The organism is Vibrio sp. Vb1554, assembly GCF_033344235.1.
In genome coordinates this window covers 333,553-350,386 of record NZ_JAWPOJ010000002.1, presented here as the reverse complement: position 1 = coordinate 350,386, position 16,834 = coordinate 333,553, and the positions used below count along the sequence as shown (strand labels likewise).

General features: G+C 46.2%; 14 protein-coding genes. 5 read left to right on the top strand and 9 right to left on the bottom strand.

Going from position 1 to position 16,834, the window contains the following annotated elements; genetic code table 11:
• Positions 1 to 49 precede the first annotated feature (49 nt).
• Positions 50 to 2,422 (bottom strand): phosphoenolpyruvate synthase, encoded by a 2,373-nt coding sequence (gene ppsA / locus R8N28_RS03470; protein ID WP_005373822.1) that lies wholly within the window; start codon positions 2,420 to 2,422, stop codon positions 50 to 52.
• A gap of 251 nt (positions 2,423 to 2,673) precedes the next feature.
• Between ppsA and R8N28_RS03465 the strand changes: the two genes are divergently transcribed.
• The gene (locus tag R8N28_RS03465; protein ID WP_005373820.1) at positions 2,674 to 3,510 is read left to right on the top strand and encodes a pyruvate, water dikinase regulatory protein; all 837 of its coding nucleotides are present in this window, start codon (positions 2,674 to 2,676) and stop codon (positions 3,508 to 3,510) included.
• An 84-nt stretch (positions 3,511 to 3,594) separates the two neighbouring features.
• On the opposite strand, the gene ansB is transcribed toward R8N28_RS03465, so the two are convergent.
• Positions 3,595 to 4,659, bottom strand: coding sequence for an L-asparaginase 2 (gene ansB, locus R8N28_RS03460; protein WP_065275153.1), 1,065 nt, complete (start codon positions 4,657 to 4,659; stop codon positions 3,595 to 3,597).
• Between the two features lie 370 nt (positions 4,660 to 5,029).
• The gene (locus R8N28_RS03455; RefSeq protein ID WP_054574549.1) at positions 5,030 to 6,286 is read right to left on the bottom strand and encodes an adenylosuccinate synthase; all 1,257 of its coding nucleotides are present in this window, start codon (positions 6,284 to 6,286) and stop codon (positions 5,030 to 5,032) included.
• A gap of 105 nt (positions 6,287 to 6,391) precedes the next feature.
• Here R8N28_RS03455 and R8N28_RS03450 point away from each other — a divergent pair, with 105 nt between their 5' ends.
• From R8N28_RS03450 to R8N28_RS03440, 3 genes are all read left to right on the top strand, one after another.
• Positions 6,392 to 7,261, top strand: coding sequence for a LysR family transcriptional regulator (locus R8N28_RS03450; RefSeq protein ID WP_005373812.1), 870 nt, complete (start codon positions 6,392 to 6,394; stop codon positions 7,259 to 7,261).
• Positions 7,262 to 7,280: 19 nt separating this feature from the next.
• Positions 7,281 to 7,673 carry a ribosome recycling factor family protein gene (locus R8N28_RS03445; RefSeq protein ID WP_318183319.1) on the top strand — a complete coding sequence of 131 codons (393 nt, stop codon included), beginning with the start codon at positions 7,281 to 7,283 and terminating at the stop codon, positions 7,671 to 7,673.
• 77 nt (positions 7,674 to 7,750) lie between these two features.
• A complete protein-coding gene (locus R8N28_RS03440) occupies positions 7,751 to 8,365 on the top strand; it encodes a LysE family translocator (RefSeq protein ID WP_065275154.1) in 615 nt (204 codons plus the stop codon).
• A gap of 93 nt (positions 8,366 to 8,458) precedes the next feature.
• On the opposite strand, the gene R8N28_RS03435 is transcribed toward R8N28_RS03440, so the two are convergent.
• The 6 genes from R8N28_RS03435 to doeA all read right to left on the bottom strand — a co-directional run bounded on the left by R8N28_RS03435 (position 8,459) and on the right by doeA (position 15,126).
• A complete protein-coding gene (locus tag R8N28_RS03435; RefSeq protein ID WP_054574550.1) occupies positions 8,459 to 8,980 on the bottom strand; it encodes a DUF2058 domain-containing protein in 522 nt (173 codons plus the stop codon).
• A 172-nt stretch (positions 8,981 to 9,152) separates the two neighbouring features.
• Positions 9,153 to 10,556 (bottom strand): aspartate aminotransferase family protein, encoded by a 1,404-nt coding sequence (locus R8N28_RS03430; RefSeq protein ID WP_065275155.1) that lies wholly within the window; start codon positions 10,554 to 10,556, stop codon positions 9,153 to 9,155.
• Between the two features lie 41 nt (positions 10,557 to 10,597).
• On the bottom strand, positions 10,598 to 12,118 hold the full coding sequence (locus R8N28_RS03425; protein WP_065275156.1) for an NAD-dependent succinate-semialdehyde dehydrogenase: 1,521 nt from the start codon (positions 12,116 to 12,118) through the stop codon (positions 10,598 to 10,600).
• Between the two features lie 155 nt (positions 12,119 to 12,273).
• Positions 12,274 to 12,753, bottom strand: coding sequence for an Lrp/AsnC family transcriptional regulator (locus tag R8N28_RS03420; RefSeq protein WP_005387046.1), 480 nt, complete (start codon positions 12,751 to 12,753; stop codon positions 12,274 to 12,276).
• Between the two features lie 123 nt (positions 12,754 to 12,876).
• The gene (doeB, locus tag R8N28_RS03415) at positions 12,877 to 13,884 is read right to left on the bottom strand and encodes a N(2)-acetyl-L-2,4-diaminobutanoate deacetylase DoeB (RefSeq protein WP_005373782.1); all 1,008 of its coding nucleotides are present in this window, start codon (positions 13,882 to 13,884) and stop codon (positions 12,877 to 12,879) included.
• Positions 13,885 to 13,938: 54 nt separating this feature from the next.
• Positions 13,939 to 15,126 (bottom strand): ectoine hydrolase DoeA, encoded by a 1,188-nt coding sequence (gene doeA, locus R8N28_RS03410; protein WP_065275157.1) that lies wholly within the window; start codon positions 15,124 to 15,126, stop codon positions 13,939 to 13,941.
• 271 nt (positions 15,127 to 15,397) lie between these two features.
• Here doeA and R8N28_RS03405 point away from each other — a divergent pair, with 271 nt between their 5' ends.
• Complete coding sequence (locus tag R8N28_RS03405; protein WP_082240180.1) at positions 15,398 to 16,831, top strand: PLP-dependent aminotransferase family protein; 1,434 nt, start codon at positions 15,398 to 15,400, stop codon at positions 16,829 to 16,831.
• The last annotated feature ends 3 nt before the right edge of the window (positions 16,832 to 16,834 follow it).

Genomic DNA, 16,834 nt, shown 5'->3' with positions numbered 1-16,834 from the left:
ATAACAAAGCCCTCACAAGGGGAGTGTGAGGGCTAGAGTTTATCGTGTGTTACTTGCTGCTAACTTTACCTAGTTTTAACCAAGTATCGATAACCGTATCTGGGTTTAGTGATACAGAGCTAATACCTTGATCCATTAGCCATTCCGCTAGGTCGTCGTGGTCTGATGGGCCTTGACCACAAATACCAACGTATTTGCCTGCTTTTGTTGCTGCGTCAATCGCCATCTGAAGCATCACCTTAACCGCTGGGTTACGCTCATCAAATAGATGTGCAACATCGCCAGAGTCACGATCAAGTCCAAGCGTTAGCTGAGTCATGTCGTTTGAGCCAATCGAGAAGCCATCAAAGTACTTTAAGAACTCATCGGCAAGGACCGCGTTGGATGGCAGTTCGCACATCATGATGACTTTAAGACCCTGATCGCCACGGCGCAGATCAAACTTCGCTAGCAAATCAATCACTGATGCTGCTTCGCTTGGTGTACGAACAAATGGGATCATGATTTCAACGTTTTTCAGACCCATTTCGTTACGAACGCGTTTGATTGCTTGAGTTTCTAGCTCGAAGCAGTCTTCAAACACTGGAGAAATGTAACGAGACGCGCCACGGAAGCCAAGCATTGGGTTTTCTTCATGCGGTTCGTATGCTTTACCGCCAACCAAGTTGCTGTATTCGTTAGACTTAAAGTCAGACATACGAACAATAACGCGTTTCGGCCAAAATGCCGCAGCAATGGTTGCGATACCTTCTGTCAGCTTGCTTACGTAGAAATCGATAGGATCTTTGTAACCACGAATACGCTGAGTGATTTCTGCTTTTAGCTCATCGCTTTGTGCATCAAAGTTAAGTAATGCTTTCGGGTGGATACCAATCATCTTATTGATGATGAATTCAAGACGAGCAAGACCAACACCTTCATTTGGAATTTGTGCGAAGTCAAACGCGCGATCAGGGTTACCCACGTTCATCATCACTTTTGTTGGTAGCAGTGGCAGTTCATCAACAGAAGAGCGTTTTACGTCAAACTCAAGTTCACCTTGGTAAACGTAGCCCGTTTCACCTTCTGAACAAGATACGGTCACGGTTGCGCCATCGGTTAACTTGCTTGTCGCATCGCCACAGCCAACGATTGCAGGAATACCAAGCTCACGAGCGATGATGGCAGCGTGGCAAGTACGGCCACCACGGTTGGTTACGATTGCAGATGCTTTTTTCATCACTGGTTCCCAATCTGGGTCAGTCATGTCTGTAACTAGCACGTCACCTTCTTGGACTAATGACATTTGGTCCAGAGAGTCAACCAAGCGAACCACGCCTTTACCGATGCGCTGACCGATTGCACGACCTTCAACCAAAACATCCGCTTTGTTTTGTAGCTCGTAGCGCTCAATCACGTTTTGTTCCGTTTGTGAACATACGGTTTCAGGACGCGCTTGAACAATGTACAGCTTGCCATCAATGCCATCTTTTGCCCATTCAATGTCCATTGGACGCTGATAGTGCTTTTCGATGATCATTGCTTGTTTTGCGAGCTCTTTAATCTCGTCGTCGTTCAATGAGAACGTGTTGCGCTCTTCATCAGAAGTATCAACGATATCAACTTGTTTGCCGATTTCTTGGTTATCTGAGTAGATCATTTTGATCAACTTAGAACCAAATGTTTTCTTAACGATTGGGTGTTCGCCTGCTTCAAGCATTGGCTTGTGAACGTAGAACTCGTCAGGGTTTACTGCACCTTGAACGACCATCTCGCCTAGACCCCATGAAGAGGTGATGAAGACAACTTGGTCGAAACCCGATTCAGTGTCTAGTGTAAACATAACACCCGACGAGGCTTTATCTGAACGCACCATACGTTGGATACCCGCAGATAGCGAGATGCCACGGTGGTCGAACCCTTGGTGAACGCGGTAAGAAATCGCACGGTCGTTAAATAGAGAAGCGTAAACGTGCTTAGTTGCTTCTAGTACTGCGTCGATGCCTTTCACGTTCAAAAACGTTTCTTGCTGACCAGCAAAAGAAGCATCAGGTAGGTCTTCTGCCGTAGCAGATGAACGAACTGCGACTGAAAGCTCAGGATTGCCTTCGATCAGTTCTTGGTAATTTTCACGAATTTCTTGTTCAAGGTCCGCAGGGAAAGGGGCCTCTAATACCCATTGACGAATGTTTGCACCTGTCTTACGCAGAGCTTCTACATCTTCAACGTCTAGTTCATCGAGTAATTGGTGAATACGCTCATCCAAACCTTCGTGGTCAAGGAATTGGTTAAACGCGTATGAGGTTGTCGCAAAACCATTTGGTACAGAAACGCCTGCGTTCGCTAGGTTAGAAACCATTTCGCCAAGTGAAGCATTTTTACCGCCGACTTTGTCGACATCATCCATGGATAGGCCATTGAACCAGAGGGTGTTCTTTTGCATGTCTTTCTCCAGAAACATTGCAGCTTAGTAGGGGGACTTAAATCGATCTAAACAATCGCATGTTGGCTGTTATTACACGTTGACCATACATTGCTTCATTCAGATTGATATCAAAGGCAAACGATTACGTTCTGGCTGAAAAAAATTCAAACGAATTTTTAAAGCTGTGGTGAACCTAACTGAAAGCCAAACTGATTTATTAATATTATGTGTACCATCCTACTCAAAAGATTTTGAAAAATTAAACAGAAATGCAAATAAATAACCAAAGTCGTGATGTGTTCTATGTTTCTGACGGTACGGCGATAACATGTGAGACATTAGGGCATGTTGTTCTCGGTCAATTTCCGTTCATTCCTAACGAAAAAACCTTTCCGTTTGTTGAAAGCCAGGACAAAGCTACTGACGTAGTCAAAGAAATTGAAACTTCCTACCAGCGCAATGGCGTCAAACCTCTGGTCTTTTTCTCAATTGTCGTTCCAGAAGTACGTGAAATGCTGCTTGAAGCGCCAGCATACAGTTACGATGTGTTGGAGAGTATTGTGCAGAAAGTGCAAGACGACATTCAGATGGCACCAAAGCCTAAGTTGCAGCGTTCTCGCAGCGTGGGGAAAGATTCCGACACCTATTTTGACCGTATTGCGGCTATTGAATACACATTGGCGCATGATGATGGCATCACACTAAAAGGGTTGGAGCAAGCTGATATCATCTTACTTGGCGTGTCGCGTAGTGGAAAAACGCCGACTAGCTTGTATATGGCGATGCAATTTGGTTTACGTGTTGTGAACTATCCGTTTATTGCGGAAGATGTGAAGATGATGCGTTTGTTACCTGAGTTTGAGATCCATCGTCATAAGTTGTTCGGGCTTACTATCGACCCTGAACGTTTGACTGAAATCCGTGAGAATCGTTTGTCTGGAAGTGATTACGCTAGCACAGAGCAGTGCAAGCTGGAGCTAGACACTGTTGAGGCTTTGTTTAGAAGAGAGGCGATCCCATATATCAATACGTCCTCTCTGTCTGTTGAGGAAATTACTACGCGTATTCTGGAAAAAGCAGGGATGAAGCGCCGTTTGTTTGGTTAACAAGGGGCACCAACATCGTCGTGTGCAAGAGGAGGCGAGTAACTCCTCCTCTTGTGCATCTAAAGATGCCTTACACAGAATGATTTAATAGTATTGGAACATCTTTTGGATGTCTTGATAGTTTTTGGTTTGAGTAAGTGACAGCATCAGTAAGATACGTGCTTTTTGTGGGTTTAGTGTGCCTGAGGCAACAAAGCCGTATTTTTCGTCATCAATTTCAGCATCCAAAGTGGTTGAGCCGCTAGGCGTTCGGGAGCTTCTTACAACAACAACGCCATCTTTACTCGCTTTCTCTAGCTCATCAAACACAGTGTGGTACAAGTTACCATTACCGACACCAGCACTTACGATGCCGTCAAACTTCGCATCCACAAAGGCTTTCACTGGCAAATTGGAGGCATTTGCATAGTTATAAACAATACCGACCTTAGGCAACTTAGTAAGCTTTGATACATCGAATGGGGTTTCTGTCGTATGTTTACGCTCTGGGCTTCGTTGATATTTGGCATCGCTATTATGAATGTAGCCGATAGCACCAAAGTTGGGTGACTGGAAAGTGCTGACGGAGGTTGTATTGGTTTTTGTCACATCTCGCGCATCGAAAATCGTGTCATTCATTGCGACTAGCACGCCACGTCCTTCTGAATCTTCATCGGTGGCTGTTACGACTGCATTGTATAAGTTGACTGGTCCATCAGCACTCATTGCGGTGGAAGGACGCATTGCACCAACGATCACGACAGGCTTTTTGCTCTTGACGGTCAGATCAAGGAAGTAAGCGGTTTCCTCTAACGTATCCGTACCATGAGTAATGACGATGCCGTCAACATCATCTTGAGCGAGTAGCTCATTAACTCTTTTCGATAATTTTAGCCACACTTCATCATTCATATCTTGTGAACCGATACTGACCACTTGCTCTCCAGAAATATCGGCAATCTTGGTCATACTCGGCACCGCAGAAATCAATGATTCAACGCCGACTTTACCTGCTGTGTAGTTTGACTCTGTTGCAGATTGACCTGCGCCTGCTATGGTGCCGCCAGTGGCAAGAATTTTAATGTTCGGAAGATCGGATTGCGCAAAAGAGAACGAACTGATGCATAAACCGAGAGTTATCGTACTGAGGCGGAAAAGATTTTTCGTCATGGGAATCACCTGCTGTTAGGTTGGATGTTGGGGAACTCATCTATCCTAAAAACAGCGGGTTAGATTTTTTGAGTACTAGTTCAACAAATTGCAGATGAAGATCGTGATCAACTAATCACTTAAAGAATATCAAATCAACCAGTTAACCTAATTGACGTGCTTCTTTAACAAGTGAGATGTGCTAGTAACGTGCACAACGTGTTAAGCCCTATAATTTATTGATTTATAAATAAAGGCGGTAGGAGTCTCGTGATGAGGTTACTAAATATGAATTTAGCCGTGTAATTTTCCAAAGTTTACAGTGTAAAAAAAAGCGGCTTTACCCCGGAACAGATAAAAGCCGCTTGCCAATGATGTGTTAATTCACATCTTATCGCATAATCATTTGTTCACGACCAGGACCCACAGACACCATTTTTACTGGTACGCCCATGAGTTCCTCAATGCGTAGAACGTATTTCTGTGCTGCTACTGGAAGCTCTTCAAACTTACGACAACCTGTGATGTCCTCGCTCCAGCTTTCCATCTTCTCGTAGATTGGCGCAAGAGAGGCAGTTTGAGGCCAGATTGGGTTTTCGCTGTGGTCGCCTTCGTAGCCAACACAGATTTTCAGATCGTTAAGGCCAGTCAAACAGTCTACTTTCGTTAGTGCAATTTCAGTTGCGGCTTGCAGTTCAACGCCATTTTTCGTAGCGACTGCGTCGAAGTAGCCCATGTCGCGTGGACGACCCGTAGTTGCACCGAACTCGCCAGCAAGTTCGCGGAAAGCGTCTTGCTCTTCCATTGCAGTGATCAACGTACCAGTACCCACTGATGAGCTGAAGGCTTTTGCAACCGCAATAACGCGTTCAGGACGAAGTGCCGGAAGGCCACTACCGATACCCGCGTACATTGATACAACGTTAGAAGATGTTGTCCAAGGGTACTCACCGTAAACAAGGTCACGACCCGCGCCAAGCTGCGCTTCGAACAATAGAGTTTTGTCTTTCGCTTGTAGTTCTTTTAGAGGAAGCGTTACGTTGCAAATTGAATTGCGCCAAGGTGCAGAGACTTCTAGCAGCCAGTTCGCCAGTTCTTCAGCGGTTTGTTCAAACTCGAACGTCGGGTAAAGCGCACGCAGTTGCGGCAGTTTCCAATCCATCATGAATTGAAGGCGTTCAACCAATACTTCTGGTTGCTTCAACCAACCAACAAGGATGCCTTTCTTCATTACGCGGTCACCGTAAGCAGGTGCAATACCTTGACGAGTTGAACCGTATGCTTTGTCGCCTAAACGCTGTTCTTCTAGCGTATCTTCTAGTGCGTGTAGAGGTAGACACAGTGTTGCGCGATCAGAGATGCACATATTCACTTTTACGCCCGCTTCTTCAACTTCCGCAATCTCCTGAGACAGCAACGCAGGGCTGATAACCATACCCGGACCTAATACTGCCAAACAGTCTGGGTTGAAAACGCCACTTGGTAGCTGGTGCAGCTTGAACGTACCTAGGTCGTTAACCACGGTGTGACCCGCGTTGTTACCACCTTGGAAACGAATGCTCGCAGAAGCTTGCTCTGCCAAAAAGTCAACGATGCGGCCTTTGCCTTCATCACCCCAGTTTGCACCCACAACAACGATAGACGACATAATTTAATCTCCAAAAACAGATGCAAAAATCTTAAGGTGTTCGCCATAATAAGAGAAATTAATTATACTCATTAACTTGATAAGAATTTCATATCGGAATTGGCAATGTTAGATTTGAACTGGCTGCGAACCTTCGTAACTCTTGCAGAGGTAAAACACTTTGGTAAAACAGCGACGGAACTGCACATGACGCAGCCGAACGTAAGTTTGCATATCAAGCAGTTGGAGCAAGCCACGCGCACGAAATTGATTGAGCGAAATCCCGTGCAGTTGACGCAAGCGGGGAAGCGTTTGTTAGCTACGGCGCAGCGGATGCTTAATGAGCTGCAAATTTGTCAGTCGGATCTCAATGCCATCAACGATCTTACGCAGGGGACGCTTTCTATTGCGGCGAGCGATATTGTTTCACGTTTACTGCTTATCAAACCATTTCAGCAATTCAAAAGTGAATATCCGGGGATCGACTTGGCATTGTTCAATACCACATCTTCTCAAGCGGTGGATTTGGTGAAAAGTGCGCGTGCCGATATCGGCTTTGTTATCGCACAAAAAGAGAGTCAACCGCTGCATTTTACGCCTCTCACGCAAATTCACTGGTGTGCGTTTGGCGATAACATTTTTGAGTGGCAAGACAATCGAAAAGAGAGCCAGACGCTGATCCTGCTAGGGCACGATACTCGAACCCGAGAGCTGATTGATGCGTCTTTACCTGAACTAAATCTGCCTAAGCATCGCGTGATGGAAGTGGGCAGTGTGGAAGCACAAATCGACTGGGCGGAAGCGGGGTTTGGGACTGCTATTGTGCCGGATTTTTCGCTCGATCCGAGATTAAAGCTTTCTCGAGAAGTTACGCCTTTGCCAAGTTTTCCAAACACTGATTTCGGCTACATCGTGCGTCAAAATCAGGTGTTATCCAAAGCGGCAAAACAGTTGTTGGCTTGGGTTGGCGAGAATGTGTCGGTGGTTGAGGGCTAAGGCGATGAAAGAAAAGGCCATGAAAGAGACGAAGATTACGATTTCGCTCCCATCCTTGATTCACCGTATTGGGGGCGACCATGCCAAGCGAGCGAAAACACTCGCAGCAGAAAAACAGTGCGATCTTAAGCGAATTAGACGATCTCGTCATTGGCAAATCTCAGGCGAGGCTTTGGATGTAAAAGCGTTTTTAGAGTATCTCAAAAACGAAGAAGCAGAGACGATGCGATTTGCGATCAACAAGATCGAACAAGCTCTACTTGCTCACCAAGACAAATTGGAACCTTTGGACGTGAAGTTGATACGTTTGGTGAGACAAAACCCAAACATCACCCTAGCGGAGCTGATGGCTGAAACGAACTGCACGTTAGTTCAAGCTCGCACGGCACGATTTGATGCTGAGTTGCTTTAAGATCGGTTTGTGGTTTACTCACTTTATTAACAGATGTTAGGGTACCGATCAAAATCACTCACTAAGACCATTTTATTATGGATATTTGGCAGCTTCTCCTTTTTATTCCTGCTTGCTTCGCTCTAAATATGGCTCCAGGCCCAAACAATTTATTGGCAATGAATAATGCGCGTTGTTACGGCTTTAGGGCCGCGTTTACGGCCAGTTTAGGCAGAATTGCTGCTTTTTCAGCGATGATTGCGTTGTCTGCATCAGGTCTGGCTGTGATTTTGTATACGTCAGAAATGCTATTTTTGGCAATAAAGTTGGTAGGAGCGCTGTATCTACTGTGGATTGCTTTTAACCTTTGGCGTTCAGAGTCCAGCCCGATCTCTGACTTGGACAATTCGCGCAATTACGCAGGACTTGCGAAGCAAGAATTTACGCTTGCTGTTGGCAACCCGAAAGCGATACTTATTTTTACTGCATTCTTGCCGCAATTTGTTGATGCCAATGCCAACGTTCAAGAGCAGTTTTTTGCCCTTGGCTCCACGTTTTTGATATTAGAAATGGTCGCCATTTCAATCTATGCCATCTTTGGTTTGTACTTGAGGCACTGGTTTTCAAATCCAAAAATGGCGAAACGTTTCAATCGCGGATGTTCGTTGTTTTTAGCTGCATCAGGTGCGAATTTGCTTCTAAGTAAGCAATAACAAAACATCATCTCTGTAGATTATTTTTCTATAAAAAAAGCCGCTGATGTTACATTAGCGGCTCTTTTCGTTGATGTATCGATTAATTTATTGTTACCACATCAAATCGTCAGGCACGACGAAATCTGCGTATGGATCGTCTTCTGCTGGAATGTCCGATTCAGGTTCTTTTTGTTCGATGATTACGGACTCATCACGTTGAGTAATTTTATTCGCTACTCCACGTGGAATGACAACATAGCTTTCACCAACAATTGCGATTGCCAAAATACCTTTGATCAACTGCTCGCGGATAAGTGAATCTACATAAAGTGATTTCACTAGCGTACCGTGAGTGAAGTTGTATTTGATGTCGCCATCTTTTAAGTCGATCTTGTTCATCTCAATCAATTGATTGATCTGCGCTTTGATCTCTTTATTTAATCGCTCAGCATTTTGTTGCTCGCTCAATTGTTTATCACGCTCTAACTGTTGGCGTTTATTCTCTTCAACCGCCGCTTTTACTTCGCGTGCTTGAACGCGTGATTTTTTAGAGCCTTTCTTCGCTTTCTTTAGTTTCTTTTCATTAACTAAGCCAGCTTTCAGCATTTGTTCTTGAAGGGTAAGTTTTGCCATGTTTTATCCAGTTAGTGCGCAATTTTGGGCATTTTACCCACTATTGCCACTTGTAGTAAATAATAGTGCTTTCTATGGGTCTAAAATGTTTGGTTGGCTTGTTATCTCTTTAATGGAAAGTGCAAAGCGGGCCTTCTCCAAAGCCCGCGAGCATTACTGAAATCTAGGTGGGTTATGGTTGCCACTGTTTAGATGTGACGAGGTTATCCATCACTTTGTTTACCGCTTGATGCGCTTTGTCGACAATGGTGTCTATATCGTTACGATTCGCGATAAGCGGTGGAGCAAAACCAAGGATGTCACCATGTGGCATAGCGCGAGCGATTAAGCCTTGCTCTAAACAGGCCGCCGCGATTTGCGGGCCTACTTTCAAGTTTGGATCAAAGTGTGCACGGCGGAGCTTGTCTGAAGAAAACTCCAACGCATGCAACAAGCCAACGCCACGAGTATCACCGACCAATGGATGATCGCTAAACGTCTCCGCCATGCGTTGCTGCAAGTAAGCGCCGACTTCGGCCGCGTTTTTTACCAAGCCTTCACGTTCAATGATATCGAGGTTGCAGTTCGCGGCTGCCGCTCCCATTGGGTGACCAGAGTAGGTATAACCGTGTCCGATAGCGCCCCATTGGTCGGTGCCGTTTTCTAGCACACTCCAAACTCGTTCACCGACGATCACGCCAGACAGCGGTTGATACGCTGAGGTTAACCCTTTCGCTACCGTGATGAGATCTGGTTTCATGTCGTAGTGCAGTGAGCCAAAATCGGAGCCGAGGCGACCAAAGCCACACACCACTTCATCCGCAATCAAGAGTACATCGTATTTGTCGAGCACTTTGCGAATCGCCTGCCAGTACCCTGCTGGTGGTGGCACAATACCGCCAGTACCGAGCACTGGTTCTGCAATCATTGCTGCTACCGTTTCTGGGCCTTCTTCCAAGATCATCGCTTCGAGTTGATCTGCGCAATATTGAGAGAATTCGAGCTCAGACATACTCTCGTCTTCACGGCGATAATAATATGGCGCGATGGTGTGTTTGATACGCTCAAGTGGTAAATCAAAATGGGCGTGGAACAGCGGCAAACCTGTCATTGAACCGGACGCGATACTTGAACCATGGTAGCCGCGGTCACGCGAAATGATTTTTTTCTTCTCTGGTAGAGCACGAGCATTGTTGTAATACCATACCAACTTAAGTTGAGTTTCGTTCGCGTCGCTGCCTGACATGCCGTAGTAAACTTTGCTCATGCCTTCAGGCGCCATTTTGATGATGCGATCTGACAGTGTCACGAGCGCTTCGTTCGTATGACCGACGTACGTGTGGTAGTACGCCAGTTCTTTGGCTTGCTCATAAATCGCATCGGCCATTTCGGTCCTGCCATAGCCAATGTTTACACAATACAACCCGGCAAAGCCGTCTATCAGCTCGATGCCTTCTGAATCGGTGATGCGTATTCCGCTTCCGCTCGAGATAATTCTTCCCGGAAGCTCCCCGGCCGCATACTGCTTCAGGTGGGTTGAGGCATGAAATACTCTCTGACGATCGATCTCTAAAAGTTGTTGGGTTTTGTTACTCATGATCCTTCTCCTCGAATAATTGGATATCCATATTTCGTGTCTCAACTGCCACTGACGGTTGGTAAAGCGCCTAAGCAGCAGTATTTGATTTCGCTGTATTCTTCAAATCCGTGACGGCTTCCTTCTCGTCCAAGACCAGACTGTTTCACGCCGCCGAATGGGATAGGGTGCCCTGTCATTTTGACGGAGTTCACGCTCACCATGCCAAACTCCAAACCGCGCATGCAGTGCCAAATTTGGTGAATATCGTGACCATAAACATAGGCAGCTAAGCCGTACTCAGTGTCGTTGCTCATTTCAATCACGGTATCTAAGTCTTGGTAAGGCAATACGCCTGCCACAGGACAAAAATTCTCTTCGCGATACACCGCCATTTCAGGGGTTACATCGGCTAGCAATGTCGGCGCGAAGAAGTTTTCGCCTGGTACGGGCTGGTTGTATCCCGCTACCAATCGCGCGCCTTTGTCGAGCGCGTCACGCACCAAATCATGCGCTTTATCCACCGCAGTGCGATTAATAAGTGGTCCCATGGTGGTTTTTTCGTCTAAGCCATTGCCCAAAACGATGTGGCTCATTTCTTTGGCAAACGCTTCCAAAAACGCTTCGTACTTATCGTCAGGGACGAAAATACGGTTTGCGGCCAAGCAGTCTTGTCCTGCGGTTTGAAACTTCGCATCCACGGCGGCTTTGGCTGCTTGCTCGACATCCATATCTGGCAGCACGATGAAAGGGGCGTTACCACCGAGTTCCATACTGCACTTCTTCACGGTTTGTGCCGCGTCGCGTAGCAATAGTTTGCCTACTCGAGTTGAGCCTGTGAACGAGAGCGCTTTGACTTTATCGGAGTGACACAAGGTTTGTGACACCATCACCGCATCGCCAGTGATCACGTTAAACACACCAGGTGGAAAGCCAGCTCGATCTGCTAACTCTGCCAACGCTAACGCAGAAAAAGGCGTTTCACTGGCTGGCTTAATGAGCACCGGACAGCCTATTGCTAGTGCGGCTGCGGCTTTGCGTGTGATCATGGCATTAGGAAAGTTCCATGGCGTAATCAGTGCTGCGACACCAATTGGCTCGCGCACCGTTGATAGCTGCGCATTCGGAATATGACTTGGGATGGTTTCGCCATAACAGCGGCGTGCTTCTTCGGCAAACCAACGAACAAAGGATGCGCCGTAGTCAATCTCACCTACAGCATCACCTAGTGTTTTTCCTTGCTCCATCACCATCAAATGAGCAAGGTCTTGCTTTGATTCTAGAATCAGGTCGTGCCAACGCATGAGAATTTCAGCGCGCTCTTCTGCTTGCATTTTTCGCCATTGACGAAAGGCTTGGTCGGCTTCATCAATCGCTTGATAGAGTTGTTGCTGAGATAGCTTAGTGATGTAACCGATGACCGTGCCATCTGCTGGATTATCCACCGGATGAAATTGATCACCACTTACCCATTTGCCATTCACGTACGCTAAACCTCTCACCAAACGTACGTCTTTCATTATCGCCATCATGTCGTGCGAGGCTTTTAATTCTTCAGCGTGTAAGCTGTGCAGTGCTGCCATGAGTCCTTCTCCCAGCATCGTTGTCCATAATGAAACTGTAATGGAGAAGTGACCGAAATAATTTCTGATACCGAGGTTTAAAACGTCAGAACTTTCTTTTTAGTGCCGTTAAATATGGTGTTTTTTCTGTTCATGCCTGATACGCATTTTCCCTTTTATAACAAAGCGTTTTGGTTTACTTCGAATGTGCCCGCATCACGTTTGATTGTTTTTGTCACAATGTAAGTAAAGTAGCGCTCAATGCCCACATCTGAGTCTAACCAGTTGTCGATAAGCCGCTGATATTGGTCGATATCTTCTGACTGAATTTTAAGGATGTAATCGATACCACCGCCCGTGGCATAGCAATCAGTGACTTCTGGTGAATGTTGAACCAGTTGCTCGAAGCGTTTGAACGCTTGGGCGTTGTGTTCTTTGAGCGTAACTTCAACCATAACCGACGTTCGTTTGAACAAAATATCGGTATTTACTTTTGCTCCGTAACCTTCAATGATGCCTGCTTCTTCCAGTTTTTTGACGCGCTCCCAGCAAGGGCTCACGGATAGGTTGATGGCCTCGGCAAGGTGAGATTTGGTGATACGACCATTATCATGAAGTATTTGTAGAATTTTTACGTCGTAGCGATCGAGGCGCATTATGAGTCTCCCTGTTGAATACTAATCATTTCATAAAGGCTGATGACTGGTCGCTGTTATAAGGTGCTTTCCAGTTTGCTTCTGGTATGCCATTTGTTTTGATTTCTTTAGTTGGCTTTTCAATCAGCCTATCTCGCCGCAGTCTTCGGCTATAACTGCGATAGTGTCACCGATATTCACCATAGCAGGAAAACGACGTGCCGCGAAAATACCATTGCGCTGTGACTTGTACTCAACGGGGGCGGTACCTGTGCGCTCGGTCGAGAAGATTCTCACTAATACATCTCCCTTTTTGACGGTATCGCCAAGATCAAATAAGTATTCTGTGATGCCGTGGTGCTGGCTTTGCACATAACAACTTGCATCAGGCATATCTAATAACTTAGTTGGTTGGGTTGGTTGTTCGTAGTCACCGGGCAAGTTGCCTGAGAAGCGTAAGAAGTTGCGAATGCCACGGTCGGAATAAGCGATGGTTTCTGGAGTGCTGGTTCCGCCTCCTCTTAGTTCGGTGGTAACAAAGATTTTTCCCTGAGACTCCACGGCAGTGTCATACAGGCTGGTGGCGTCCATTTCGAGCAAGATCATGGTGTAAGGTGCGCCAAACAGTTTTGCACCTAATATGCAGGCTTCTTCTTGATCGAGATTGTCGAGACGATGGGCAGCGGCGAACGGCACGATATCTAACGTTTTACCACCTGAGTGAATGTCTAACGCAAAATCGCACTTAGGAACTAGGTAACGAGTAAAATAATCCGCAATTTTCTCGGTCACTGTGCCTATGGGGTTGCCGGGAAAGCTGCGATTTAAATTCCCTTTATCGATAAACGACGTACGTGAGGCATTTTGTACCGCAGGTAAGTTCATCATGGGTACAATAATGACACGACCTTGGATTTGATCTGCCTGAAGCGAGTTCGTCAATTTTAGCAGGCTGGTGATGCCTTCGTATTCGTCTCCGTGATTACCGCCAGTAAGCAGTGCGGTTGGTCCGTGACCATTTTTGATCACGGTGATAGGTATCATAATACTGCCCCAAGCGGAGTCGTCATGTGAATAGGGCAGCGTTAAAAAGCCGTGCTGTACACCTTCTCGGTCAAAGTCTATGGTGGCTGTGATCGAGCTTTTTTGCATATCAAGTCCTTTTAGTTCTCAGACCTGGCTCAACAGAGCTTAAGGTTTGAAAAATTAGTGTTTAACAAATAAGTGGCGTGGAAAATCACACAATGTTTTTGCTCCATCATGGGTAATGACGATACTTTCCGTTGTTTCTAACCCCCAATCTTTGAACCACAGCCCCGGCATTAAATGGAATGTCATACCTTCTCTCAAGATGGTTTTATCGGTGTCTCGCAAACTCATGGTTCGTTCCCCCCAATCTGGCGGGTAGCTCAAACCTATTGGATAGCCACAACGGGCGCCTTCGCGTGAGAATCCCGCTTTATCGAGAACCTGGTTTAGTGCATTGGCGATGTCGGCGCAGGTATTTCCGGGCTTTGCCACTTTCAAGCCCGCTTCAAGTCCTAGAGTTAGGGCTTCGTCGGCTCGTTTAAACTTGTCGTCAGGCTCGCCAAGAAAAATAGTGCGTGAGAGTGGGCAATGGTAACGGCGGTGCGCCCCTGCGATTTCAAAAAACGTCCCTTCGCCTTTCTTGAAGGGTCTGTCATCCCAAGTCAGGTGAGGTGCGGAAGCATCAGAACCTGATGGCAAAAGCGGCACAATCGCGGTGTAATCGCCAAAGTGGTCTTCATGCCCGAGCACGGCTTGGCGGTTAATCTCGGCAACAAGGTGGTGTTTCGGTAATCCTGGTTCAATCATGTCGAACGCGACGCGGTGCATATTTTCAACAATGCGAGCGGCACGGTACATGTACGCCAGTTCTTGATCGGATTTAACGGCGCGGCACCAGTTGACTAGTCCGGTTGCATCGAGAAGTTGAGCATTCGGTAGGTGCGTAGTGAGTGATTCGTAAGCGGTGGCGCTAAAGTAATAGTTATCTTTTTCTACGCCGATACGACCACGATCCCAAAGGCGCGGAGCCAGTACGGCTTCGACTAGGAAATCCATCGGGTGTAACGGCGGGTTCATTACATAATGGTCTGGATAGTAGGTAATGTTTTCTGCCGACATATACGCAGTCCTGTATGCTCCGTTGGCATCTTGGCAGCGTCCAAACCAAACTGGCTCATCAGATGGACCAACAACGACACATTGTGGCACGTAAAAAGACCACCCATCATAGCCTGTCAGCCACGCCATGTTAGAAGGGTCATGAATGATAAGGACATCCAATTCTCTTTCTTCCATCGATTGCCGAACTTTCGTTAACCGATCCTGGAACTCATCCAGTGTAAAATGCAAAGCAACGCCTCTCATATTTTCTCCTTGTTAGAAATCCGACGCCTTATGGGCCTTCGGAGACGCTGAGGTATTTCTACCTTCTACCAGCTAGCCAGATCTGCGTTAAAAATGATTGCAATTTACCTCTGGGGTTGTATTTGGATTGAACGATGCTGTTTAACATGTTTGTTTAACCCATACATTTCATGTCAATCATTACAATTGTGGTTTATTTTTGTGCATTTCACCTCGTTTTGTGAGTTAAAGTTCGCCATTTGTTAAATGGAAGTTACAATGAGCATTAAAAATGAATCAATTAAAATATTGTGTCATGACAATTTCTTTGAACCCGATCATTCGGCCAGGCACCGCTAAATACATCTCCATTGGTAACTATCTTGTCGAATGTGTCCGCAGTGGTTATCTAAAACCGGGAACTCGATTACCCACACATCGTGAGTTTGCAGAGCAAATTGGCGTCAGCGTACAAACGGTGAGCCATGCATATGGTTATGCAGAGAAAAAAGGGGCGATCGAGTCTTGGGTTGGGAATGGTACTTTTGTCAAATCAGGTTTTGTGGATGAAAGTACGGACACGGAGTTCATGCTGACACAAGAGATGAAAGAAACGCCGGATGAAATTGATATGTCGATTGCACATCCAGTGGTGACCGATCGCCACATTACGCTTTTTAATCAGGCGTTAATGGAGATTACTGGGCAAACAAACAATCGTGGTTTGATCAGTAAAGCAAAGCCGGTAACAGGTCAGCCTCATCATATTGAGTCAGGAGTACGATTTCTAAGTAGCCAAGGGCTGGATGTGGGTGCCGATCAAATATTACTCACAAATGGTGCATGCCATGGTTTAACGTTGGCTTTAAGCACAGTTGTTGAACACGGTGATTTAGTTGCTTGTGGTCACTTGGTTGATCATGGCTTGATCTCTCGCTCGAGAATGCTTGGATTTAAGTTGCAACCACTTGAAATGGATGAGTTTGGTATAACGCCGGATGCATTTGAATGGGCATGTAAACACAAACCAATCAAGGTATTGTGTTGCACACCGAGCATGGCTAACCCGACTAGTGCGCATATGGATGTTGCACGCCGAGAGGCGATAGCGAATATTGCGCAGCAATACGACATCTATGTCATTGAAGATGACGTGTATGGAGCACTAGAACCTAACCGTGTCCCACCCCTTGCCACATTGTTACCCGAACAAGCTTTCTATGTCACCAGTTTAACCAAAGTTGTAGCGCCAGGCATGCGCACTGGCTATCTGACGGTCCCACGTCATTTTCTGCAGCACGCGATTGGTCGTTTAGCGGCTACGAGTTGGTCTGCGACTCCATTACCATTTGAAGTCGCTCATTTGTGGATCGAAAACGGTACGTTAAATCGACTTATTCGCTTTCAAGTCAATGAGTTTGCTAAGCGACAGCGAATAGCAAAAGCCGCTTTAGAAGGGCATGTTTATAGCTCGCACCCGAATGGACAGCATATTTGGTTGAGACTACCCGAGCAGTGGAATAGCGATGACCTGGTTGCTTCGGCTAAGCGTTCAGGGGTGCAGATCACGGGATACAAACCGTTTGTTCTCGATACTAATCAGCCAATGCCTTACGTGCGAATCAGTTTGGGAGCAGAAACAAACCGAGGCTACATCAAACACGGGTTATCTGTGATTGCTGAAATTCTCGATACCAACCCTCCCACCTCACACTTTTTAGTTTGAGCG